Here is a 24,240-nt window from a genome sequence, read left to right as displayed (position 1 = left end):
GGCGAAGCTATTTGACGCGGCGTCAGGATACAAGCCCGGGCGCCGGGGCACGTGGCGGGGCTGACTGCGCCAAACCACTCAATATGTCGTGCGCCGCTCTTCGGAAGGCGGCCGGCCAAACTGCAGCCGATAGCTCTGGGCAAAATAGGAGTGCGAGGTGAAGCCGGTGGCGATCGCCACGTCGAGGATCGGCATGTTGGTCTGGCGCAGCAATTCGCGCGCCCGCTCAAGCCTGAGCCGCATGTAGTAGCGGCCGGGCGTCACACTGAGGTGGCGCAGGAACAGCCGCTCGACCTGGCGCACCGACAGGCCGGCCGACTTGGCGAGCTGCACCGCCGACAGCGGCTCGTCGAGATGGTCGGCCATCAGTTCGACGATGCGGCGCAGCTTTTCCGATTTGCCGGTCAGGTCGCGCTCGGGGCCGACCCGCTGGCGGTCGCCGGCGGAGCGGATGCGCTCGTGCTGGAACTGGTTGGCGACGCCGTTGGCGAGGCTCGAGCCGAAATCGCCGCGCACGATCTCCAGCATCAGGTCGATGGAAGTGGTGCCGCCGGCGCAGGTGTAACGCTTGCGATCGATCTCGAAGACATTGCCGGTGCAGTTGATGTCGGGAAACCGTTCGACGAAGCCGGCGCGGTTTTCCCAGTGGATTGTGCAGCGATAGCCTTCGAGCTGGCCTGCCTCGGCGAGCAGATAGGAGCCGACCGACAGTGCGCCGAGCGCGTTGCCGCGCCGGCCCCAGCTGCGCAGCGCCGCCAGCACCTTGCTCTTGCCGGGAAACTCGGTGGTCAGCCCGACCGAGACGAAAAGAATGTCGACCGGCGGCAGATCGGCGACAGCGTAGTCGATCTTGAGCGGCAGGCCGTTGGAGGCCATGACGGCATCGCCGTCGGCCGACACGGTCGTCCAGCCATAGAAGTCGTGGCCGAGCAGCCGGTTGGCCGACCGGAACGTGTCGATTGCGGCGGCCAGCGAGAACATGGAAAACTTGTCGACCAGCAGGAACCCGAACTGCCGGCCGCCGTGAATGGGATCATTGGTGACCGGCCGCTCTGGGGGAACAGTGAGGTTCGGCAAAGCTTTGGGCTTTCCAGGTTCAGAAAGACGGCCGTTTCAATCCGGCCGCGAGATAGGCGGAAGCTAGCGTGTTGGCCATCAGCATGGCAATGGTCATCGGTCCGACGCCGCCGGGCACTGGCGTGATGGCGCCGGCCGTCCTGGCCGCTTCCGCATAGGCGACGTCACCGACGAGACGGGTCTTGCCTTCGCCCTTTTCTGGCGCCGCGATGCGGTTGATGCCGACGTCGATGATGGTGGCGCCCGGTTTGACCCAGTCACCCCTGACCATTTCAGCTCTGCCGACAGCGGCAACGAGAATGTCGGCGGTGCGCGCCAGCGCGGCCAGGTCCTTCGTGCGGCTGTGCGCGATGGTGACGGTGCAGTTGGCGGCAAGCAGAAGATTGGCCATCGGCTTGCCGACAATGTTGGAGCGGCCGACGACCACCGCATTGAGCCCGGAAAGATCCTTGCCGCGCACACGCTCGATGAGCAGCATCGAGCCGGCCGGCGTGCAAGGCACGAACGCCGTCTCCAGTTCTCCGGTGCCGAGCTTGCCGACATTGATGAAGTGGAAGCCGTCGACATCCTTTTGCGGCGCTATTGCCTGGATGACCTTGCCAGCATCGATATGGCCAGGCAGCGGAAGCTGCACCAGGATGCCGTTGATGCCGGGATCGGCGTTGAGTTCGCCGATGATAGCAAGCAGTTCCAGTTCGGACATCTCGGCCGGCAGCGTGTGCTGGACCGAATGAAAGCCGCATTCCTTGGCGGTGCGGGATTTGGAGGCGACGTAAACCTGGCTCGCCGGATCCTCGCCGACGATGACCACGGCGAGACCGGGTTTGTGCGCGCCCTTTTCCATCAGTTCGATCGTCAGGGCCTTGACGCGCCGCACCACGCCTTCGGCAACGCTTTTTCCGTCAATCAACTCGGCCATCAACCATCCTCGACATCGCTCTGCTTCGGGCGGCATTCTCACGAAAATCCGACCGGGCAATCCCGTCAAAGCGCCGTCTTATGCCGCTAACTCGAAACCGATGGCTTTTATTCTATTCGGCGCTCAGAAATAGCGCCGCGATCGGCTTTCGGTGAGTTCGCGAACCGCTTCGCGGAATTCGCGCAAGCTGGCTCGGATTTCCTCGATGGAGGCTTGCTGTTCAGCGGCTTTCGAAGCCTGATCTGCCTCCTCCGACGAGGCTCGGGCATAGCGCTGCTGCGGATGAGGCACTTGTCCGGCATGGGGCGGAACGGGCGGCGACGCCTTGTATGCTTTGTCTTCAATGGGTGTCCGGCGCTCTTCTGTCCGGCGGCGCGGCCGCGAATCGGCAGTTTCGCGCAGGCTCGCATAGGCGCCGCGCATGGCGCCGAGGCCGACACCGGAAGCAAGCCCCGCCAGCAGGCCGGCAAGCACCGTCATGGCGCGCGACGGTCCGTTTGGCTCGAGCGGGGCGAAGGCCTTGGAGATCACGTTGATGTTGGCGGTGTTGATGTCCTTCTGCTCGCCGGTCTCCTTGGCACGGAGAAGATATTGCTCATAGACGGAGCGTTTGGCGGCGGCCTCGCGCTCCAGTTCGCGCAGCGTGACCAGGTCGCTGTTGACGTCGCCGCTGCGGACCTTCAACTGCGCCAGCCGGGAGGCCAGATCCTGTTCGAGCTGCACGGCGCGCCTGAGGTCGACCTGCAGCGACGAGGCGATGCGGCGCAGTTCCCCGGCGATACGCTCGCGCGATCCGGCAAGCTGGGCATTGAGCGCCTGGAGCTCGGGATGGCGCGGGCCGAGCCGGATCGCGGCGCGGTCGGCCTCCTGCTTGAGCGTCGCATATTGCGAGCGCAACTCGCTCATGGCGTTGGAGTTGATCTCCTCCGGCAAGGTGCCGCTCAGAACCGAATTCACGTCGATCGAGCGCGCCGACGCCGCGCGGGCGTTAAGTTCCAGCGTGCGCGCGCGGGCGATGGCCAGCTGCTGGTTGAGCTTGAGCATCTCGTCGTCGCTGATCAAATGGCCTTGCGCGTCGACGAGGTCGTGCGCGGCCCTGAAATCCTCGACCTTGCGCTCGGCGACTTCGACGCCCTTGCGCAGCTCGTCGAGCCTGCCCGTCAGCTCGTTGGTCGCGCGGCCAGCGGTGTCGGACTGGATCTGACCGAAGGTCTGCAGAAAAACATCCGTCATGGTGTTGGCGATGAGCGCCGACTTCTCGCCATTTTGCGTGGTGGCGCTGACGGAGATGACAAAGGTCTTGCCGCCGCGCTCGACCGCAAGGCTCTCGGCCAGATTGGCGACGGCCAGCGCACGGCGGCGACCTTCACCGGCAGCCGGCCCGTCATTGCGCGACAGGATCGACCGGATGACCGTCATCATCCCCAGCCCATCGGAACCTTGCCCGTTGAACTCCGGATCATTGACGAGATTGAGCTTGTCGACGACCTTGTTGAGAACGGTGCCGGAGGTGAGGACGCGAACCTGGTTCTCGACGATGGCCAGCGTCGCGTCGGACGCAACCACGGATTGCGTGAGGTCGCGGTCGGTGAGCTTCAGGTCGCGCGGGTCGACGATCAGCTCTGCGGTGGCTTCGTATTTCTTCGGCGTCGACAGCGCGATGGCGACGCCAAGCGTGGCGCCCAGTATCGTCATGGCGACGATCAGCAGCTTCGAGCGGGCAATGCCGCGGACGACCTGCATCGGGTCGATCAACGGCTTCCATTCTTGTCTGTCGTCATCCTGACGGGAAGACCGCCGCTCGTCATCTGCATATCCGGGTTCGGGTGCGGCGTATCGAGGCTCGAACGCGGCGTCTCGAGGCTCGAACGCGGCGTATCGAGGCTCGAACGCGGCGTACCGAGAATCGGCATCGGAACGCCGGTCCTCGGAAACAGCGGCAGCAACCGGCTTCTCCCGCGGCCTGGCGTATCGAGGTTCGAACGCGGCTTCCGCATGGTCCGCTTCAACGGGCTCGTCGGTCTCAGGCGGCACCCGGGCGGCCGAGGCCGATGCATCCTCGGCTTGAAACCGGCTTGTTTCATCGTTTGCCGATAACTCCGGAGTCACCCAGCGTTCCGGGGTCGCCGAGGGCTCCGGGGTTGCCAAGAATTCCGGATGCGCCCGCCCCTCGCGGCGTAAGCGCGCGAGACGATGGCGCGTTGCGGCATCCTCGCGCCATGACGGGTCTGCCCGGTCCCCGATCGCAACCAGCGATGGCTCTTCTTCGCCGCGCAACGCCTGGCCGAGCGCCAGCAAGGACCGCTCGCGCTTCCAATCTTCACGGTTTTGCCTGTCGACCATTGTCGTGGAGCTTGCCCTTTGCGGCTTGGACGCGCGGTCAGCCATTCGTTAAACCACGCTAAACAAGCATAGGAAACAAAAAGTTAATTTCCCTGCCTGGAAGACAAGGTTTCCCTCTAGGGTTGTGCCCTTCTTGAAAGCATCGAAAGCGCCCAGAACCGCGCGTTAAACTTTCCGGCCTATGCTGTCTCGACACATGACTCAGGCTGGCAACATCCCGCAAAAACGGCCTCTCGCCCGGATCCGCGCTTTCGTCGCCGAGCGACGGCGGCTGGTTCGCGACTATCTTTCGGCGATCAGTGGCGCGGGCGGGCGGCTGGTGTTTTCGCTCGCCTATTTCATCGCGCTGGCCAACACGCTGTCGATCGCCGAATTCGGCATGTTCGCCACCGCTTCAGCGGCCGGCGTGATGCTGTCGCGCATCCTGGCCTTCGGCTTCATCTCGGCGCTTTACCGAACCGCCACCATCCGCCCCAATCTGATCGGCACCTTCACGGCCGGCTTCCTGCTGCTTGGCGCGATATCGCTGCCGTTGCTGGCTGCCGCCTCCTACGGCGTCTACCTGGTCTTCTTTGCCGGCACCGTGCCGCTGTCGGTCTTTTCGGCGATCGTGTTTGCCGAGGCGTTGCTGTGGCGGCCGGTCGAGGTGGCGCTGATCGTCAACAACGGCCTCGGCAAATTCGGCCGCGCCGCCCTGCTGACGATCCTGGCGACGGCCTTGCGGGCGCTCGGCGCCGTGCTGTTCATGTTCGCGGCGCAGCCGACCATAGGGGTCTGGTCCTGGTATTACATCGGCGCCAACGCCGCCTCGCTGCTCATTGCCTTCGGATTTTTCTATCCGCGCCAAAGGCTGCGGCTGCGGCCGGCGCTCTATCTGCGGCGGCTCGCCGATTCCATCTACGTGGCCGGCGCAGAGGTGCTGTTCTACCTGCAGATGGAATTCGACAAGCTGCTGGTGCTGGCGATCGGCGGTCCGCACCTCGCCGGCATCTATGCCATCATCATGCGGCTGGTCGACCTGACGGCGATCCCGATCCGCACCTTCTCGATGATGCTGGTTCAGCGCATGATGCGAGCGCCGGAACTTTTGTCGCGCCTTTCGGTCAAGAGCGGCATCGAAGGCGGCGTGTTCGCGGTCTCGACGCTGGCGCTGGCGACACTCGGCATCGTGCTGCATTTCTTCCCCAACGCGCTCGGCAGGAATGTTGCGGAGGCCGCCCCTTTGGTGGCGCTGGCGATCTGCGTGCCGGGCCTGCGCAATCTCGTCGAATACCAGGCCGAGCTTCTGTTCGCGCGCGGCCAGACGCTGGTGCGGGCGATCAACCTGGCGCTGCTTGCCGGGCTGAAGGCGGTGCTGCTGACCTATGTGCTGACCCATATACTGGACACACCCGATCTGGTGCTGTCGCTCAACGTCGTCTTCCTGCTGCTCTATCTCGCCTCGGCGCTGCTCACCTACTCGGCGATGCGCAGGCCGGCGAAGCCGGTCTAGGTCGACCAGCTGGCTGCCGTCGATGCCGAGATGGGATGGACACTTCGATTCGTTGGCAGTAGTCGCTGGCGACGGGACGCCACAAATGATCACGCGTGGTTTACAGGTGAAGGCCGTTATAGCAATCAAGCTCTAAAATGGGGGAGTTCTACGAAGTGATCGGCGACGGCGGGGCAGTCGACGAGCCCGATTGGGGGGTTCTGTCGTCGGACAGTCCGACATCACGGCATTTCTTGTTCTATTTTCGAGATGAGACCATCGAGGTTGTCGCCCGAGACTGGTCGTTCACTCGAAAAATGCCGGGTGTCGGGTAGCGGCGAGCCTTGCCGCCGCTTCTCCAGAGCAAGGTTCGCGCCACGACTGCTACCAGTTCGTTGCGGCCGTTTATCGTTCAGCCCGCGTCAGTTAGGCATCGCGCAGCAGTGTGCTATCGGGCAGATGAGCCGGGCCAACGGAGTGATGAGATGCGTCTGAGGAATTGCCACAACTTCCATGACTTCCGCAGCATGGCCAAACAGCGCCTTCCCCGACCGATCTTCAACTACATTGACGGTGCGGCCGATGACGAAGTCACTTATCGGCGCAACAGGGCTGCCTTCGATGACTGCGACCTGGTGCCGAATGTTCTGCGCGGCGTGACCAATGTGGACATGTCGGTGACCGTCATGGGCCAGAAGCTAGCGATGCCGGCCTACTGCTCGCCAACAGCGCTCCAGCGCCTGTTCCACCATCAGGGCGAACGTGCGGTGGCGGCAGCGGCGGCGAAATATGGCACGATGTTCGGCGTCTCCTCGCTCGGCACCGTCAGCCTCGAAGAGGCGCGCCAGATCAGCAATGGGCCGCAAGTCTACCAATTCTACTTCCACAAGGACCGCGGATTGAACCGCGAGATGATGGCCCGGGCCAAGCAGGCGGGAGTAGAGGTGATGATGCTGACGGTGGACAGCATCACCGGCGGCAACCGCGAGCGTGACAAGAGAACGGGGTTCGCCATCCCCTTCAAGCTCAATCTCGCTGGCATCGCGCAGTTCGCGGTCAAACCGTCATGGGCGATCAACTACTATATGCATGAGCGGTTCCGGCTGCCACAGCTCGAAGGCCATGTCGACATGGGCGGCGGCGCGATGTCGATCAGCCGCTACTTCACGGAGATGTTGGACCCCTCCATGTCGTGGGGCGACGTTGCCGAGATGGTGCAGCACTGGGGCGGACAGTTCTGCCTGAAAGGCATCATGTCGGTCGAGGATGCCAGGCGTGCGGTCGAGATTGGTTGCAGCGGAATTGTCCTCTCCAATCACGGCGGTCGCCAACTCGACGGCTCGCGTACCGCGTTCGACCAGCTTGCCGAGATCGTCGATGCGGTGGGAGACAGAATCGATGTGATGATGGATGGTGGCGTGCAGCGCGGCACCCACGTTCTCAAGGCCCTGTCGCTGGGCGCAAAGGCCGTCGGATTGGGCCGCTACTACCTTTTCCCACTGGCGGCCGCCGGACAGGCCGGCGTCGAACGCGCACTGGAATTGATGCACATCGAGATTGAGCGTGGCATGAAGCTGATGGGCTGCACCTCGGTCAACGAACTCACGCGACGGAACCTGCGCTTCCGCCAGTAACAGGCGACTTCCCACCCTTTCATGACCTCCTGCCAGGAAGGTCGGGGGCCTAAGCCCGGTCGTTAAAGGGCGATGAGTTTTTATCCTCGGACTAATCGAGCCCGATCAGGCGGCGGATGCGGCCGACATCGGTGCCGATAAACGACTGCATGCCGATGGCCACCTGTTGCGGCGCCATGGCGGCGACGAAACGGCGGAACTCGTCATCCGACAGCGCCTCGCCCGTCCAGTGGACGCGGCAGAACGCCTCCGAGTCATGGAAATGGCCGGCGCCATCGAGCACGTCGTCGACATAGCGGCCGTAGATCATGCATTCGGAGAATTTGCGCGCCGCACCGACGACTTCGACCCAGTTGCGGCCATGGATCTTCTCGATCCGCGCGCACAGCGCCGTCACGGTTTGGCGGCGCCAGGCAATCAGCGTCGAAATGTAGTCGTGGGTCGAAACCTCCGATGGCTCGATGCCAAGCGCCGAACCGGCATTGCGCGACCTCCGCGCTCCGTGCAGATCACGCATGAAAAGCTTTCGCATGAATCCCTGCAGCATTTTCCGACGCCGAAACTGCTAGATTCGTTTTTTTCAGAAGATTGGCCGTTTCGCAAGCATCGAGCCATCAGGCCCAATTCAAGGACAATTGCTGACACGCTCTGTCAATTTTGTCTTTGAGGCTTGTGCGTGGTACGATATGGTACAAAGAAGGTGATGTTTGTTTGGACATTACGCGGAGCAACGGTAATTTAGAGTCATCTAATGTATCAAGACTCCGCGCTCCAATCGCTCGAAGAGCACGAAAGTAAGAATGCGAAATTTACGCATTCTCTTGATTTTTCAACCTTTAGCTTTCAACCTCACGAGCAATTTCCGGCTTTCCGTTTCGCCAATCGAGGCGTGATGGACTTGTCAGCCGTGCGGGATTGTCCTCAATCCTTTCCGGCCCGCCAAACGGTGTGGAACCTGGATAGACTCGCTTTTATGCGAACTGAGCTTCCAGGCGAAAATCATGCTCATCGCCAGAAGCATCTGAAAAATGCCGTTCTTGACCATTGGTATGTCACCCTGCCGTTTTGCTTGCCGGGTGAGTGGCATAAAGGCGAGAAAGCTGTGCCTGAGCTGCACTGCCTGGCCAGCCCGTTCGATAGACAAATCAATCACGACGGGGTCCTTACGCTCTTCATCCCAAACGATCTGTTTACCTCGACTGCCGGGCTCCATCGAATGTTGGATGCCAAGTTCGAAGGAGGGCTCGGTAAGCTGCTGGCAGACTACCTGCTTCTTCTCAACCGGTCGCTGGCGGATTTGCAGTCGCCGGAGATACCATACGTCGTCGAGGCAACACGAAGCCTTGTGGCCGTATGTCTCGCGCCCTCCCAGGATCGCTTGAGAGAAGCACAAACCCCAATCGACGCGACATTTCTAGGCCGAGCGCGACGGATGATTGACGGCAGACTTGTGGATCACCAACTGACATCCCAAACGCTGTGCGCGGAACTTGGCGTGTCCCGCTCCCGGCTATACCGAATTTTCGAGCCGCTCGGGGGAGTAGCTTCTTACATTCGCAAGCAGCGGCTACTGCGAACGCGGGACGCGCTCTCAGACATTGGCGATACGCGGTCCATATCCCGGATCGCCGAGCAATGGGGCTTCGTCGATGCTTCCAGTTACAGTCGAACGTTCAGGCACGAATTCGGCATTTCACCGAAGGAAGCACGGGATATAGGTTGGGCGAGCGATGGCTTCGTCGTGGCGCAGCAATGCCAGGCACGACACGAAGGGCCGCAAACGCTTTACCAGCTACTCCGCACTGTCGATGGAACCTGACCGGACCGAGCACGAGTCCGCGCTAACGTCAGCTTAGCCGCCTCACGGCGCTCCCAGGCGAGCGACGGTCTTACCTGCAGCATCGACGAGCATCAGATTTCCATCCTGTACAAAATACGCCGCAGTTTGCGAAAGCGCTGCGTGGAAGACCGCCTCTTGAACGGACTTGGCATCTTCGCAGGCCATCATTGTCGATGCCAGCTGGCCAAATTTCATTGTCGTACCTTCCATGTCGACGTTGCCGCGAAAAGCGTTGCAGCCACCATTGCCGCTCACCGCGCCATCAGCATCAAAAATAAGCGTCGACGTCACGTTCGTATCGGCCTTCTTGCCCTCCAGCTCTAAAACCCTCCATTCGGTACCTGCCAGCGAGACGCCGGAAGCCTCCTCTGCATCCTTACTGCCTGCCTGAACGAGGAGGATTGAAAACAATTCTCCCGCTCTCGCCAGATCAAACGGGGTCGGCTCGGCACTGGCGAACCAGGCGGAGCCGCCGACCTCAATGCGGGCCTGTATCGCATAGGCCCCTCCGTTCGAGAGTTTGCTTGAATCGACAACCAGGCCAAAGGCAATGGGAACTTGTCCGGCCGGCGCCACCGTAGTTGCGGCCAGGGCGGTTTTTGGCTTGGCCAGATCTATGAATTCCACAAGGAGAATGGCATCTGAGGGTAGCGCAATCCGCTCCCGGTAGAAGGCGCTGCCGGACAGTTTCACATCCGTAGCATACGCGCCATGCGACGCCAGGCAGCACATGGCTGCGGCAACAAGGGCTGACAGCAGCTTCACGGCGTTTCTCCTACTTTTGTAACAATGACAAAACTGATTTATCCGCTGACAGGCGTCGTCCCGCGCGTGATGAAAAGGACCTTCAGCCGAGCAACGTCTTCAGGTGTAATGCTCGGCGGATCGGTTACGGCCAGCCACGCATCGATATAGTGCTGCGGTGCAAAGACATGGCCGTAGCCCATTGGAGACGTCGTTGCTATTGCCATATCGACCGTCAGTTGCAGCATCGTGATAAGCGGATACCAGCGAACCTGCTCCGATACGTCGGGTCCGCGCGGCTCTTTCATCCAATCGGGTTCTCGATAAAGCGTGGCGACGTCGAAGAAGGTTATCGGATCGCTGGCGTATTGAAGGTAGACTATCCGGATCGGTCCCCACTCCGCGTCTGGAATGTCCAAGGCATCGTTCTGATTGGTGAACCGGAAGATCGAGCTGTTGCGAAAGCGGGGGAGCCATTCGGGCGATCCGGAATTGCGGCCGTCGGTAACGGATCGCCAGGTGCGGCTTGCGAAAGGTGGCCCGCTCCACAAGGCGCCTTGAAACGGATCTGCGACGACATCGTAAAGGTTCGCCGACTGTTCAGAGTTCATCGCGCCGAGGCTTAGGCCGTGCAAGTAGAGTTTCGGGCGGGCGTCGCGTGGAAGCGAAGACCAGTAGGTGTAGACCTCTTGGAACAGCGCGTCGCCGGCCTCCGCGCCGTAGTCCGGCTCGACCAGGAGGGATAACCAGCTGGCGAGGTAAGAGTATTGCATTGCGACGCTCGCGACATTGCCCCTGTGAAGATATTCAACCGGGTCCAGCGCAGCCGGATCAATCATGCCGGTACCAGTCGGCACGATGATGATCAGTATGGATCTCTCGAACGCGCCGGTGCGTTTCAATTCCTGCAAGGCCAGCTTCGCGCGTTCATCCGCAGTGTCGGCCGAACCCATTCCGACATACACCCGAATAGGGTCCACAGCCCCTTCCCCGAAGAAAGTGGTTATCTCTGCCGCCGTTGGACCGGAACTGACAAACCTGCGGCCCTGCCTGCCGAGTTCTTCCCATGACAGCAAAGAAGCCGCGCTTCCGGTCTTGATCGATTGCGCGGGCCTGCTGAGGTCATCTTCGATGAGAGCATCCATCTGCTTGAACGAAGAATCCAGGATTCTAAGCGTCAGGCTGAAGACCAGTCCCTCGACGACCGACCAGAACAGCGCGACCGCCAGCAGGCCGCCGACAAGGTGAGAGACCCGCCTCGGGACGAAGCGTCCGAGCCAGCCGGAGAACACCAGGAAGGTGTGCCTGAAGAGGCGTGCCAACAACATGAGTGTCGCAAATACGACGACAGCGACAATCCCTGTCTTGAGCGGACTCGCGGTGTCCAGCGGAGCGAGATCCATCAAAACGCGGATCGAATTCTGCCATTCCAGAGTTCTCCAAAGGAACACGGCGGCAATCACAACGCACGTGCCCGCGACTGCAATTCTCATCGCCTTCAGGGTTCGGTCCCGTAGCTGCGGCAATTCCAGATAGGTCCACAGCGAATAAGCGACGAAGCCGATGCCGTATCCGAGAGCAGCTGAAAGTCCCGAAAGCACACCCTGGACCAGATAGGATCGTGGTATAAGGCTGGGCGTAAGAGAGACCGCGAACGCAAGGGTCGCTACCAGTATCCCTGTCGCGAGGAATGAGTGTGCGAGCTTGGTCAGGATCGCGCGCAACCCATTGGTCCTCAGCGTTTAACGGACAGCAAACTTGCAAGGACGGCGTAACGATCGAGTCCTTAGGCTGAGTCTAACGGAATCCAGACCCTGGAAGATAGCCCAAACCATTATCTTCTAAGGCGACGCAGATCGACGACGCGGCCATTGTTCGCACTCACTGCAATTTCGAAACGGCTTGCGCCGCGCCTGGCGCGATAGACGAAGAACCGCCCGCGGCAATCGACACGTCGAATGTCTCTGAATCCGCGATTGCGCAAGATTCGCTCGCCATCACGACAAGTGATGGCACGGCCATTATTGAGGCTGGTGCCGATATTGATGTTTATCGTGACTGCATGGGCGGGCGTTGGCGACGCTGCAGGGACAACGAAGCTGAGAGCTAAACCAAAGCAAGCGAACAAAAGACGACGCATAAGACTTCCTCCGTATCGACGGGCTCTTCGAGAACAATTCGTCCTCGGCTGCCTTGTCAAGGCAAAGACGGTGCCGGTCCATAATTTAGGGACAACCAGACAAAACTCAGGACTCTGTGCTCATGACCTCTCTCCATCGAAGCTAAGATCGAGATGAGTAGAAAACAAAAAACTTGCCTCCTGTCCGCGTGTTGCCGTCCTTGGCGCCACCGAAAAGGGGGCAGGAACCGGACGCAGGAGCCGGAGCCGGAGCTGGCGCCTTTCTCGGCGCTGTCGTGGCGTACTCACTCTGGGTAAGTTTCACCGCCATCCGGCCCCGTCTTGTTGAAAAGGATGAATGCCAAGGGGTCGCCAGGCTCGGACGGTACTTCGCTGCGCTGGCCCGCAATCTCTCCATTAACGCTGCTTGTATATTCCGCGACCACTTCGCCGAAGCTGTTGCGTTGGATGGCCACCTTTTGTCCGGCTTCGACCTTGTCGTTGAGCTTGACCAGATGCTCGATAAACCCGCCCTGGGTTGCCACGACCGGAACCGCGCTGTTGCCTAAGAAAACACCCACGTCCTTGCCTGTTCGTCCCATTGGGCCGGCCAGGATGCCGTGATGCTTGAGGACATTCATTGTGCCCTCCACGAACAGGGGGATCATCTCGAGATCGAGGACGCGCGCAGCGCCGACCTCCGGGCAAAAAGACGGGATACCCGCGTCGACAAACGCGTTATGCAGGACACCGGGATATGTATGATTGTCGAAGATCTGGCCGACCGGGTAGAGTTCCACCATCGACCGTATCTCGGGCACATCCATGCTTGCAATATTGAATGCGGTGACTTCGAATCCGCTTGTCCCAGTATGGAAGTCGATCGCCGCGTCGGCGTTCGGCCGCAGCAGCCGGTTGAACAGCAGTCCGGCGTGCCGGCTGGGCGCGGTGAAGCCGTTCTCGTTCCCGGGCCATTCCCGGTTCATGTCGATCAGGCCGGCGCCCCTGCCCGAATTGGGCCATCTGCGCTGCATGCCCTCCATAGCCGGGCGGGCGATGTCGGTGACCGCCATCACCGTGCCCGACATTTCCGCCGGATCGAGCTGGTTCATCACGGTCAGGACCGTATGCACGGAACTCATCTCGTCGCCATGCACACCGCTGGTCAGAACGACGCGCTTGCCCGGCTTTGCCCCCTTGGCGACCGCCACGGACACATACCAATACTGTCCGGTGGGCATCTGCACGCCCTGAAAGTACAAGAGGTGCTTCTGCCCGGCTTCCAGGTCGCTGACGTCGAGCGCACTGACGACCTTTTTCCCCTGGATCACTTCGCCGGTATAGACCGTTCCCTGAGACCCACCGGATGCGGCGTCGGCAGAGGGAGCCGCTACGTCCTGGGCGGTTGCAGAGCCAGCGTTGGCCGCGAGGGCGGCCGCCGCGCCAACCGTCGCGATGGATGCTATTATCAGATCGCGACGGTCGAGGCCTTTTTTGGATAGGTCCGACATGATCAAGTCCTTGTGTGTATCAAGGTCGCTTCGGCTTGAGCGGTCATTGATGGAGAAAGGAACGCTCGGAGATCATCAGATGGACCGTGACTACAGCTTAGGATGCTTCCGCTTCCGTTGTTGACGATAGCGTCTTCTGGCCGCCTTGCCATTGGCCCAGAATTCCAAAACTGTGCCTCTCGTCCTACATCGGACGATATTCTCCAAAGCGCTCCTATTCCCTCGGCCTATCGCCCGATTTCGCCAGCGACGCCGGCATGATGAAGCGTGAGGCCAAGTTAGTTGCCTCAGGCTGTGGCAAGACTGGAAACGGATTTGACATCAGTCAATCGATGCCCCGGCGCTGCGAAAAAGAGACATGGGGCACATAAGCAGGACTCGATGCCGATTTCTTCAGGTGCTGGACGCCCTAAAATACGGCACCCCCTACGCAGCCCTAATGGCTGCCGTCGACAGGAGCCTCCATGTCAACCCTCATCGTCATTGTTTATCCCACCGAGGCGAAGGCTGAAGAAGTCCGCCAAACCCTGCTCGGTCTACAGAAGGAATATGTGATCAAGCTTGGCGACGCTGTCATCGCCACCAAGACCGAGGCGGGAAAGGTCAAGCTGAACCAGCTTATGAACACCACGGCTACCGGCGCCGTTTCCGGCAGCTTCTGGGGATTGCTCATCGGGATTTTATTCCTCAATCCGCTTATAGGCGTGGCGGTTGGCACGGCTTCGGGTGCGCTTGGGGGCGCGTTGACCGATGTCGGCATCAATGATGCCTTCATGAAAGATCTGTCGGCAAGCATCGTGCCAGGCAATGCCGCGCTCTTCCTGCTGATCCAGGAGATGACCGAAGACAAGGTTCTGAAGCAGATCCAGGGCTTCGGTGGAATCGTCCTCAAGACCTCGCTCGACGAGACCAAGGAGCAGGTTCTGCGCGACGCCCTCAAGCGCCATTCCGCAGAAGCCGGTTCGGCGCCGTCGGCGTAGGCGGCATCGCCGCTCCCGTTCGTGCTGGAGAAAGTGACTGTTGTCCCCGACCGAAACTGTCATAGCCATCGCCATCGAGATGCTCTGCGGCGCGGCGGGGGCACTCGCTGTGCGGTGGTGGTGGCCCAGCGTTGAACTTACCAAGATCGCAGCCGTTCTGGCCGGCATGGCCGGAGGTTTTGCGTTGACCTTCGTAGCTGCGCAGATTCCCGGCATTGGCCACTTGGTTGGGCACGCTGAAAACGCCGCCGATTCCGTCATGCGCGGGCTGGGCGGGCTTACCCCTGCCGTCCTGATCGGGGTCGGCGTATCGGGCCTGCTCGGTGGCGTCGTTCTGATGACTGTTCTCGGTCTAATCCGAGCCCGCGTGAAAGGTTAATTTCCGGGGCTGGCTGCTCTTACTGTTCCCTATCCACATGTTCCCTATCTACCTTGGGCGCTTGCCACCTCATCGTCAGGGGCGCCTAACAACTGAGCGAGCCACCTGGCCGACGGAGACTGGGCGCAGAAGGTCAGCACTGCAATTGCTATCGGGACCCCGATGAAGGCGCCGAACAGGCCCCAGAGGAACATCCAAAGGAAGACAGAAAACAGCACGAGAAAGGGCGACAGCGCCAACGCCTTGCCGGCTAAACGCGGCTCTACATAACTGCCGATCGCGAACTGGATGAGATTGAGGCAGGCAAAGACGAAAAGTGCGGAATACAGGGATTCGAACTGGGCCAGCGCGTAGAAGGTCGGCAGCAGCGTTGCGACGAACGGGCCGACGAAGGGGATGAAATTCAAAGTGAAGGCGATGACGCCCCACTCCGTGGCAAGCTGCAGGCCAAGCGCCAGGGTAAACACGTAGATCATGCCACCCGTTGCAATGCTCATGATCGTTCGGATCACCAGGTACCGGCGCAGCTTGGCGGCTGCGCGTTCGCCGCCGACGATCAGGATGCGCGCAGCCTCGCCGCTGAAGATGCTGGGGATTTTACGCGACAGCGGGCCGACCTCGAGCAGGCCGAGCAGCACGTAGATCAGTACCACGATCCAGAACGAGATCGTCGTGTTCAGCCGTGCTGACAGGCCCTGCATCGCCGCCACAGCCCAGCGCACATTGAAATGCTCCGCCCATAGGCCGGCAACGGCGATCCCGTGCGTCTCCAGCCAGGCTGTCGCCTGTTCGTAGAGCGCTTGAAGCCGCGGCGTCTCGGCGATGACGGATCTGCCGATCCGACCGAAACCCCAGGCCACGACGGACGCGAACACGATGAAGACCAGCATGACGAGCGTTACAACAATGGCGAGCGCCAGAAGCTGCGGCAGGCGTGCCTGCAGCCGTTTCTGAACCGGCCAGACGATCGCGATGATAAAGAGGGCGCAGGCGACCGGCGCAATGATCGCGTCGGCGAAATAGAGCGCGGCCAGCAGGAGAATTGCGCAGATGATGCCCAGCAGAACCGGAACCCAGCGGGCATTCATGGCAATTCAGAAGCTCCAGATCATCGGCACTATGAGCACGGCCACGACAAAGAACCAGAGCATCAGCGGTAGACCAAGCTTCCAGTAGTCACCGAAAGCGTAACCGCCGGGACCCATGACCATCAGGTTCGTGGGGGTTGCGATCGGCGTCAGGAATGCTGCGGCCGCCGCCACGGCGGTGCTCATGAGCACGGGACGGGGCGAAATACCCATGGTTAGCGCGGCTGCAACGCCGATCGGGATGACGATGAGAGCGGTCGCGGTGTTGCTGATGAGCTGCCCCATTATGGCAGTCAGCACGAACAGGCCGGCGAGCAGGGCAATGGGACCGGCGTCGCCGACCAGCGACACCAGATGCTCTGCCATCAGTTTCGCGGCGCCCGTCTCGACCATGGCGGTGGACAGCGGCATCATCGCGCCGACAAGGATCACGGTCGTCCAATCGATGGCTCGGTAGGACTGCTCGACACTCATGATCCCCGACAGGACGATCGCTCCGGCGGCGAGCAGGCCGGCTACCGCCGGCGGGGTGATGCCCGTGGCGAGGAGCACGACCATCGCGATCAGAATGGCAACGGCCTGGCGGGCCCCCGGCCCCATCGGCACCGCCTGACGACGCACCAGTTCGGGCGAATTGACGACCAGGACATCCGGATCCTTGAGGCGGTGGTCGAGAGCTTTCCACGTTCCCTGCAGGAGCATCGTGTCCCCAGCCTGCAACACGATACCTCCTGCATCTCGTGTTGCGTTGGTGGCGACCACCTCCGCGCCGGCGCGCTGCACGGCAAGGACGATCAGGTCGCCGCTCTCGGTGACCATGCCCGGGAAAACGTTCTGGCCAATAAGGCCGGAGCGTGGCGGGATCACCACCTCGGCGAGGCCCGAGCTGCGGTTGAACAGCGTCTCCTCTCCCTGCCCTGGCGCCGCCGACTCGCTAAATGCGAGGTGTTTATCGGCAGCGAACGCAGCGGCCGACTCGGCGTCGCCCCGCAGCAGCAGGTGATCCCCCTCGGCGATAACAGGTCTGCGAAGCGGGCTGGCCGTTTCACCCTCCTGAACGGCGACGACTTGCAGGTCGGGATAGGTGCCCAACTCGATCGCAGACGCGGGCATGCCGATAAACGGCGAACTTGCGCGCACGCGCATTTGGTAGACGCCGCTGGCAAGGCCGTATTGCTCGACGAGCGTCTTCGCATGGCGGCTGAAGTCGGCAGGCATGGTCGCGCCGTTGCGTTCGGGCAACAGCCGTTTTCCGAACACTATGATGATGGCCATCGTTCCTGCCAGCAGCGGCAAGCCTACAAGCGCGAATTCGAAGAAGCCGAAGCTGCCCACGCCGGCGTCGCTGCCCGCGTTCGACACCAACACGTTCACTGGCGATCCCGTCAGAGCCAACTTTGAGCCGGCATGCGCGGAAAAAACGAGAGGCAGGAGCAACTGGGCCGAATTTCGCTTCAGGCGGACGGCGATGACGACCACCACTGGCAGGAGTGCAGCCACGGCGCCATTGACACTGATCAGCGCCGTAAGGAGCGCGACCATACTCATCGTCAGCATCAGCAGGCGGGCGCGGCTCTCTTCGCCTGCGCCACGGATCAGAAGTTGCCCGGCCCATGCGGTGACGCCCGTCACGTCGAGGCCGGCGCTGACGATGAAGAGGGAGGCTATGAAGATCACCGCGGGATCACCGAAGCCGCCGAGCGCCTGATCAATCGTCAGGACGCCGGTTGCCCACAACGCGGTGGCCGTCGCCATCGCGACAACGACGACTGGCAACCGGTTCCAGACGAACAGGACGACGACGGCTGCGATGATGGTGGCAGTGTACGCTATGGGGCTCAATCGCTTGGTTCCTCGCCGGCCCTACGGCCGACCCGCGGCATGACTGCTACTCTTCCAGTGTCGCCATGAGTACGCCCAGGCGGCAGCCCTTCTCGTATTCGGCAAGGTTCACATATTCCTTGATGGTATGGATCTCGGCCTGGCCCGCACCGATGGTGATGGTAGGGATGCCATGTTTGTCGAGCCAATTTGCATCCAGCCCGCCATTGGAGAAGAGACAGCGGGCCTCGATGCCCAGCATCTTCAACGCCTTGATGGCGCGCGTCACGACCGGGCTGTCCTCTGCGAGTTTGAAAGGAGGGTAGGAGGTCTGGTGGCTGAACGTTACTTCTGCCGTCTGGCCCTCATGATCTCTGACCTGCCCCTTCGCCTTGCCGAAGGCGTCTGCGTAACCCTTGGCGATCTTCGTTGCGAAAGCTGCCTCGGGGCTGCGAGCCTCTCCCTTGATGGATGCGTAGTCGGTGACGACATTGGTTGCATCGCCCGCAGGCTTTCCATCCCTCCCGCCGAAAATGCCGACATTGCTGGTTCCCCGGCCGTCGGGTTTCACAACCTTGCCGAACCAGCCTGCCTGCCGCGCCTCAGTCAAGGCGATCGCTCCTACCAGCGTCGCCGATATGCCCTTTTCGGGCGCCACGCCAGCGTGGGACGCGCGGCCCTTGATCTCGACTTCCCAGTTTTCCTGTCCGACCGCGCCGATGATCAGATCGGAGGCGAGTTGCCCATCGACATTGATGCACATGACCGGGCCACCGAGATCGGCGGGGTTCAACTCGCGCGCCCCGTGAAGGCCGCTCTCTTCCCGTACCGTGAAAAGCAGCGTGATCGGCGGATGCGGCAGCTTGTGCCTGATGAGCGTTTCGGCAAGCACAACCAGAAGCGCCACACCGGTACGAGCGTCGCCTCCGAGAGCTGTTGTGCCGTCGGAGACGATGCGATCGCCTTCCCTTCGGGGCTTCGCCCCGGCGCACAGCGGAACTGTGTCAAGATGGGTGGAGAAAAGCAGCCTTGGTGCGCTGCGCGTTCCAGGCAGATCTACGATCAGATTGCCGGTTTCGGTTGGCAACGCAATGCGGGTATTGGCGTCATCGAAGCGGATTGCCGAAGCTGACACGCCAACGGCCTTCAGTGCGTCACTGACAGCCGCCGCGATATTGGCCTCGTATCCGGTCACACCTTCGATCGAAAGGAACCGCATCAGGTGCTCTTCGGCGGCAGCGACATCGATGGGAATCGGTACTTCGCTCATGTTACCTCGTCCACGGTTTGAGTGCTGTTTCGCATCGTGCTGGATCAGCCTTTACAGGCCCCATGGGAGGCCCAACGCCTGCCAGCCCGCGAAGAGTGCCGTCCACAGGACGTACATCCACAGGACGTAGGGAAGCATCAGCGATACGATCGTGCCAACGCCTGCGGATTTGTCGTATTTTTGGGAAAATCCAACTACGAGAGCAAAATAGGCATTGAGCGGGGTTATCGCGTTCATCGGTGAATCACCGACACGATAAGCCGCCAAAACAGCTTCCGGCTCGACGCCTAGTTTCATCAGCAAAGGTACGAAGACCGGAGCGAAGATCGCCCATTTCGCGATTGCTCCAGTCAACAGCAGATCGATGATCGCGACCACGAGGATGAAGCCGAGCAGAAGGGGCAGTGCGCCTATGTTTGCAGCTTGCAGCGCACCCGACAGGCTCAACGCCATCACCGTTCCCATGTTGGTGTAGGTAAAGTAAGCGACGAACTGGCTGAGCACGAAGAACAGAAAGATCGTCCCGCCCAGGTTCTTGATCGACTTTTCAATCGCGCCGATGACCTCGGTCAGGGTGCGCAGCGTGCCGGCTCCGATGCCGTACGACCAGCCGGTCACCAGGAAGATCAGCATGATCAGCGCGATCAGGCCGTTCATGAAGGGCGAGTTGCCGATCAGCTCGCCGGTTTCGGGGTTTCGCAGAGGCGCCCAAGACGGCAGTGTCAGGAAACAAAAGACGACGATCAGGCCGATCAGCCCGTATAAGGCATAGCGCAATCCGCGGGATTCTCTTTCGGACAGTCCCGCACTCTGATCGGGAACCGTTCCATCCCCGGACTTCTCGGGCTTGTAAACCCCGAGCCGCGGTTCGATCATGCGGTCGGAGATGAACGCGATGATCACTGTCAGAAACAGCACGGATGCTATGGAGAACCAGACATTCGAGGCCAAGCCGATCGATCTGTTGGGGTCGACGAGATGCGCCGCATCGTTCGTGAATTCGACCAACACTGCATCAAGCGGCTTGATGAGCATATTGACTGTAAAGGCACCTGCCACAGCGGCGAAACCCAGGGCGAGACCGGCAAGCGGGTGACGCCCGACTGCGAGATAAGCGATACCGGCCAGCGGAATCAGGACCAGATAACCCGCGTCGGCGGCAACGCTGGCGATGATGCCGACGAAGGCGAGGATATAGGTCAGGGCCCAGGCCGGTGACACGACTACGAGCTTTCGGATCAGCGCGGTGACCAGGCCGGATTCCTCCGCCACGCCGGCGCCGACCATTGCTGCGATCATCAGCCCGACCGCAGTGAAGCTCATGAAGTTGGGAATGAGCGAGGCATACAGAAAGCGTATGCCTTCAATGCTCAGCAGGCTACGGATCTCGGTGGTCGCCGTTTCAATCTCATGCGTATCCGCATTGATGCGTTCGAACGTCACCGCGGCGCCGAAGGCGTTCAGGAGCGCCGACAAGACGATGACGATTGCAATCAGGATCAGGAAAATGACGACCGGATGAGGAACCATGTTCCCCACTCTTTCGACTGCGTCGAGAAATCTTTGCATTGCGGTTTTTGGAACCGCATTCGCGTTGGGCATCTCGGCCTTCCTCTCTGCAGGACCCGCGCAGCGCGTCCCCCCGGCAATACTCAGATCAAACGGGCTTTGAGCTTAGTCCTCTACTGTGAGGAGTCATGAGCGCAGAATCCAAAGCCTTGGCCGCCTGTCCCGAAATCGCCCGTAAGTCTTTCACGCCCGATCGCCCTGACAATGAAACACAAGGAATGGAACGATCAGCCTAGACTCTGGACTTAAAGCGGATGTGTAAGGGCGGCGGCAATTGCTAGTCTCGGTCAAGGTTCTCGAAGAGCCATGAGCAGCCGTAATGCTTAAATACTTTGGGGTTCGGTCCCGGCATTGTCATGCAGAAGCGGGTCGAGGTAATCGCGCTTTTACCCAGCACTAATCCAACCCGATCAGGCGGCGGATGCGGCCGACGTCGGTGCCAATGAACGACTGCATGCCGATCGCCACCTGTTGCGGCGCCATGGCGGCGACGAAACGGCGGAACTCGTCATCCGACAGCGCCTCGCCCGTCCAGTGGACGCGGCAGAACGCCTCCGAGTCATGGAAATGGCCGGCGCCATCGAGCACGTCGTCGACATAGCGGCCGTAGATCATGCATTCGGAGAATTTGCGCGCCGCACCGACGACTTCGACCCAGTTGCGGCCATGGATCTTCTCGATCCGCGCGCACAGCGCCGTCACGGTTTGGCGGCGCCAGGCAATCAGCGTCGAAATGTAGTCGTGGGTCGAAACCTCCGATGGCTCGATGCCAAGCGCCGAACCGGCATTGCGCGACCAGATGCGATGCTCCTCATGACCGTCACCAGACAGCACGCCGTCGCGGCGGAACAGCCGCACCTTGCCATCGCGCCAGAAGGCGCAGCAGTCGAAAGGTTTTAGGAACGCCACGTCGGAATCGCAGAAGACCAGCACGTCTTCGCCGGCATGCGCCGATATCGCGATGCGGCGAAGCTGCTGCACATGCCAGCCACGCAGCGGCTTAGTCTTCAGGCTGAGCCAGATGCGCCGGCGGAACAGGCTGAGCGGATCGTCGAAGGCATGCAGCCAGCGCGGCAACAGGTCCCGCTCGTCGACGATGGTGCGGCGATTGTTCTCCAACTGACGAAACAGCGCCACGTCACGATGCTCGACAAGAATATAGTGGTGCGCCACGCCGGAAACGTAGCGGTCGATTGTGTCGCACAGCAGGCGGCAGCGTTCCAAATCCGGCGCATAGCTTGCCGTCACGACCGCCGCCGTCGGCGCCCGGGGAAGGAAATCGGCCTCCGTGTCAGGGCTCGGCACGAACCGGTTGTTCAATGATCTGCTCCGGGGCCTGCTTTGGGGCGAGTTTTGGCAGGAGCGGGCCTGCGCAAGAATTTCTGGCCGATGACGCGCCACAGGAACAGGGGATTGCCGACCACATAGCGGCGCCAGAGACGGCCCGGTTCGATCCACAACCGAAACAGCCATTCGAGCCTGAGCCGACGCATCCACAGCGGCGCCCGCGGCACCGTGCCGCTCAGGAAATCGAGCAGCGCGCCGACGGCGATCGGCAGCGTGCAGTGGCGCGCGTCGATGTGGCGCGCGATCCATAATTCCTGGCGTGGCACGCCCATGGCGACAAGCAGCACGTCCGGCCGCAATCTGGCGATGCGATCGACAATTGCCGGCTCCTCGGCGGGAGAGAAATAACCGTCATGGATGACGACGAACCGGTGCTGCAACGCGAGCGCTGCCAGCTTCTTCGACGCCGCCTCGGCGTTGACACGGGTCGCGCCGAGCAGCCCCACGGTCAGCGGCCTGGCGGACGCCTGCAGGAAGGCAGGGATGAAATCGGTGCCGTTGAGATTGTCCGGAAACGATGCTCCGTAAAGCAGTTTCGCCGCCAGATCGACGCCGACGCCGTCCGGCAGGATGAGAAAATCGTCGAGCGCCTCGGCAACGACCGGGTCCGTATAGGCGACATTGGCGTTGTGAGCGTTGAGAAAGGTGACCTTGGTGAAGCGCCGCTCTGCAATCAACCGGGTCAGGTGCGCGACCGCATCGTCCCAGCGGATGGCAAGGACCGGGATGCCCAGGATCGATTTCAAGCTGTCGGCCCCGAAAACGGCGCGGGCGTTGTGCATATTCATGCAAACATCTCCTGGCCGACGGGCCCGAGCTTTTCCAGGCCGAGCCTGATTGCGGCATCGAGCGCCTTCAGCTGCCGGCAGTGGAAAGCGCTGCCGTCGACGTCCCCGACATCGGCCACTGCTGCTTCAAGGGCGCCGGCGAAGGCGACCGGATCATCGGTCACCACGCAATTGACCGGGCGATGGTCGATGCCGCGCAGCGAATGGCTGGTGGCGACGGAGGGCAGGCCGAGTTCGAAGGTTTCGATGGTCTTGAGCTGCACGCCGCTGCCGGAGGTGCTGATCAGCGGGATGACGGCGGCGCTGCGCACGAATGCCTGCGCGTCCGGCACGCGGCCGACGAATTCGACGCCGGGATGCGCGGACGCGAGGCCCGACGGCATGCCGCCGGCAATCCTGACCCGGAAATCGGGCCTGAGATGCGGCACCACCTTTTCCAGGAACCAGTCGAGACCGATGCGGTTCGGCTGCCACGTCCAGGTGCCGATCAGCGCCGCGTCGCAGTCGATGCGGCGCGGGGTTTTTTGCACCGGCGGCTCGGCGCAGGTCACCAGCGGCAGCACCGCCGAACGGTCGTCGGAGGCGACGCCGAGCGCTGAGCGATCTTCATCGGCCAGCGTGAAGACGAAGCGTACCCGGCGGCAGAGCCGTTCTTCCACAGTCTTGAGCAGCCTTGCCTCACGGCGAAACAGCAGGCGCTGGAAAAGGCCGCCGGCGGCAGCGGCGTTCTCACGCGCCGAACGATGCTCGACATTGTGGGCGACGAAGATCGACGGCCGGTCGCCGAAAAGCCTTTCGAAGGCGCCGGCGAACTGCACGGAATTCAAGACGTAGCCGTCGAAAGGGCCGGCGCGTTCGACGGCGGCGCGGACCTCGCTGGCGTTGACCACGCGCAGCTTGACCGACGCGAAAGTGAGGCCGGAGAGCATCGCCCTTGCAACCCAGGCGAGCTTTTGCAGCGATGAGGCGGTTTCGGTGCGCACATCGACGGCGCCGAGCACGATGGTGTTCTGCGGATCGCTCGCGGGCTTGCCCGGCCAGGTGAAGCCGATCACCGTGACCCGCGCGCCGGCTCGCCGCAACGCGGCGATGATCGCGGCATTGGCGATCTCGTAGCCCGAGGCAAGAGCCCCGTCGGGCACGATCGATGTGGCGAACAGCAGATGCATCTCACCTATCCTAAGCGGATACAGCTAACAACGCGCGGTGAAGCCTTGATTAAGTGAAGATATTTGGTGGCCCGGCGTTGCCGATTTGCGGGCTTGTCCACGAAGGTGATAAACGAAACGTTATCATCACGGATGCTATCGAGAGCCGAACTCACCAATCCCGGGCTGGAC

The 24,240-nt window shown here is 61.5% G+C and carries 20 protein-coding genes and 1 pseudogene; 6 read left to right on the top strand and 15 right to left on the bottom strand.

Annotated features, from left to right (window positions below; genetic code table 11):
• Positions 1-78 precede the first annotated feature (78 nt).
• The 3 genes from AC0L2B_RS02985 to AC0L2B_RS02975 all read right to left on the bottom strand — a co-directional run bounded on the left by AC0L2B_RS02985 (position 79) and on the right by AC0L2B_RS02975 (position 4,339).
• The gene (locus AC0L2B_RS02985) at positions 79-1,077 is read right to left on the bottom strand and encodes a GlxA family transcriptional regulator (protein ID WP_023800286.1); all 999 of its coding nucleotides are present in this window, start codon (positions 1,075-1,077) and stop codon (positions 79-81) included.
• Between the two features lie 19 nt (positions 1,078-1,096).
• Positions 1,097-1,996 (bottom strand): bifunctional methylenetetrahydrofolate dehydrogenase/methenyltetrahydrofolate cyclohydrolase, encoded by a 900-nt coding sequence (locus AC0L2B_RS02980; RefSeq protein WP_473511387.1) that lies wholly within the window; start codon positions 1,994-1,996, stop codon positions 1,097-1,099.
• A gap of 123 nt (positions 1,997-2,119) precedes the next feature.
• Complete coding sequence (locus tag AC0L2B_RS02975; protein ID WP_473744115.1) at positions 2,120-4,339, bottom strand: GumC family protein; 2,220 nt, start codon at positions 4,337-4,339, stop codon at positions 2,120-2,122.
• A 196-nt stretch (positions 4,340-4,535) separates the two neighbouring features.
• On the opposite strand from AC0L2B_RS02975, the gene AC0L2B_RS02970 reads away from it, so the two are divergent.
• From AC0L2B_RS02970 to AC0L2B_RS02960, 3 genes are all read left to right on the top strand, one after another.
• Positions 4,536-5,831 (top strand): lipopolysaccharide biosynthesis protein, encoded by a 1,296-nt coding sequence (locus tag AC0L2B_RS02970; protein WP_473744099.1) that lies wholly within the window; start codon positions 4,536-4,538, stop codon positions 5,829-5,831.
• A gap of 137 nt (positions 5,832-5,968) precedes the next feature.
• Positions 5,969-6,145: a hypothetical protein gene (locus AC0L2B_RS02965; RefSeq protein ID WP_473744098.1), complete on the top strand. Its 177-nt coding sequence runs from the start codon at positions 5,969-5,971 to the stop codon at positions 6,143-6,145.
• A 150-nt stretch (positions 6,146-6,295) separates the two neighbouring features.
• Complete coding sequence (locus AC0L2B_RS02960) at positions 6,296-7,444, top strand: alpha-hydroxy acid oxidase (protein WP_473744097.1); 1,149 nt, start codon at positions 6,296-6,298, stop codon at positions 7,442-7,444.
• 91 nt (positions 7,445-7,535) lie between these two features.
• On the opposite strand, the pseudogene AC0L2B_RS02955 reads toward AC0L2B_RS02960, so the two are convergent.
• Positions 7,536-7,934 (bottom strand): annotated as a pseudogene (locus AC0L2B_RS02955) (DUF6492 family protein); the annotation flags it as partial.
• A gap of 261 nt (positions 7,935-8,195) precedes the next feature.
• On the opposite strand from AC0L2B_RS02955, the gene AC0L2B_RS02950 reads away from it, so the two are divergent.
• The gene (locus tag AC0L2B_RS02950; RefSeq protein ID WP_473744096.1) at positions 8,196-9,263 is read left to right on the top strand and encodes a helix-turn-helix domain-containing protein; all 1,068 of its coding nucleotides are present in this window, start codon (positions 8,196-8,198) and stop codon (positions 9,261-9,263) included.
• A 42-nt stretch (positions 9,264-9,305) separates the two neighbouring features.
• On the opposite strand, the gene AC0L2B_RS02945 is transcribed toward AC0L2B_RS02950, so the two are convergent.
• The 4 genes from AC0L2B_RS02945 to AC0L2B_RS02930 form a co-directional block, all read right to left on the bottom strand.
• Positions 9,306-10,049 carry an META domain-containing protein gene (locus AC0L2B_RS02945; protein WP_473744095.1) on the bottom strand — a complete coding sequence of 248 codons (744 nt, stop codon included), beginning with the start codon at positions 10,047-10,049 and terminating at the stop codon, positions 9,306-9,308.
• A 38-nt stretch (positions 10,050-10,087) separates the two neighbouring features.
• Entirely contained in the window at positions 10,088-11,752 is a 1,665-nt protein-coding gene (locus tag AC0L2B_RS02940) for an alpha/beta hydrolase (RefSeq protein WP_473744094.1), read from the bottom strand.
• A 110-nt stretch (positions 11,753-11,862) separates the two neighbouring features.
• The gene (locus AC0L2B_RS02935; protein WP_473744093.1) at positions 11,863-12,168 is read right to left on the bottom strand and encodes a hypothetical protein; all 306 of its coding nucleotides are present in this window, start codon (positions 12,166-12,168) and stop codon (positions 11,863-11,865) included.
• 284 nt (positions 12,169-12,452) lie between these two features.
• The gene (locus tag AC0L2B_RS02930; RefSeq protein WP_473744092.1) at positions 12,453-13,658 is read right to left on the bottom strand and encodes a M14 family metallopeptidase; all 1,206 of its coding nucleotides are present in this window, start codon (positions 13,656-13,658) and stop codon (positions 12,453-12,455) included.
• A gap of 464 nt (positions 13,659-14,122) precedes the next feature.
• Here AC0L2B_RS02930 and AC0L2B_RS02925 point away from each other — a divergent pair, with 464 nt between their 5' ends.
• Together AC0L2B_RS02925 and AC0L2B_RS02920 are read left to right on the top strand one after the other, a co-directional pair.
• Entirely contained in the window at positions 14,123-14,638 is a 516-nt protein-coding gene (locus AC0L2B_RS02925) for a DUF1269 domain-containing protein (RefSeq protein WP_091595172.1), read from the top strand.
• Positions 14,639-14,678: 40 nt separating this feature from the next.
• Positions 14,679-15,017 carry a hypothetical protein gene (locus AC0L2B_RS02920; protein WP_473511379.1) on the top strand — a complete coding sequence of 113 codons (339 nt, stop codon included), beginning with the start codon at positions 14,679-14,681 and terminating at the stop codon, positions 15,015-15,017.
• 44 nt (positions 15,018-15,061) lie between these two features.
• Here AC0L2B_RS02920 and AC0L2B_RS02915 read toward each other — a convergent pair whose 3' ends face one another.
• The 7 genes from AC0L2B_RS02915 to AC0L2B_RS02885 all read right to left on the bottom strand — a co-directional run bounded on the left by AC0L2B_RS02915 (position 15,062) and on the right by AC0L2B_RS02885 (position 24,069).
• A complete protein-coding gene (locus tag AC0L2B_RS02915; RefSeq protein WP_473744091.1) occupies positions 15,062-16,105 on the bottom strand; it encodes an AI-2E family transporter in 1,044 nt (347 codons plus the stop codon).
• A 6-nt stretch (positions 16,106-16,111) separates the two neighbouring features.
• Complete coding sequence (locus AC0L2B_RS02910) at positions 16,112-17,947, bottom strand: SLC13 family permease (RefSeq protein WP_473744089.1); 1,836 nt, start codon at positions 17,945-17,947, stop codon at positions 16,112-16,114.
• A gap of 46 nt (positions 17,948-17,993) precedes the next feature.
• On the bottom strand, positions 17,994-19,196 hold the full coding sequence (locus AC0L2B_RS02905) for a M20/M25/M40 family metallo-hydrolase (protein WP_473744088.1): 1,203 nt from the start codon (positions 19,194-19,196) through the stop codon (positions 17,994-17,996).
• Positions 19,197-19,247: 51 nt separating this feature from the next.
• Complete coding sequence (locus tag AC0L2B_RS02900) at positions 19,248-20,798, bottom strand: AbgT family transporter (RefSeq protein ID WP_473744087.1); 1,551 nt, start codon at positions 20,796-20,798, stop codon at positions 19,248-19,250.
• A gap of 363 nt (positions 20,799-21,161) precedes the next feature.
• Complete coding sequence (locus AC0L2B_RS02895; RefSeq protein ID WP_473744086.1) at positions 21,162-22,085, bottom strand: DUF6492 family protein; 924 nt, start codon at positions 22,083-22,085, stop codon at positions 21,162-21,164.
• Positions 22,082-22,900: a WecB/TagA/CpsF family glycosyltransferase gene (locus tag AC0L2B_RS02890; RefSeq protein WP_473744085.1), complete on the bottom strand. Its 819-nt coding sequence runs from the start codon at positions 22,898-22,900 to the stop codon at positions 22,082-22,084. The genes AC0L2B_RS02895 and AC0L2B_RS02890 overlap by 4 nt, the downstream gene beginning before the upstream one ends.
• Complete coding sequence (locus AC0L2B_RS02885) at positions 22,897-24,069, bottom strand: glycosyltransferase (RefSeq protein ID WP_473744084.1); 1,173 nt, start codon at positions 24,067-24,069, stop codon at positions 22,897-22,899. The genes AC0L2B_RS02890 and AC0L2B_RS02885 overlap by 4 nt, the downstream gene beginning before the upstream one ends.
• Positions 24,070-24,240 lie beyond the last annotated feature (171 nt).

The sequence above is a fragment of the Mesorhizobium sp. WSM4815 genome (assembly GCF_055811575.1).
Note: the sequence above shows the minus strand (reverse complement) of the source record. Positions and strands in the feature narration are given on the sequence as shown.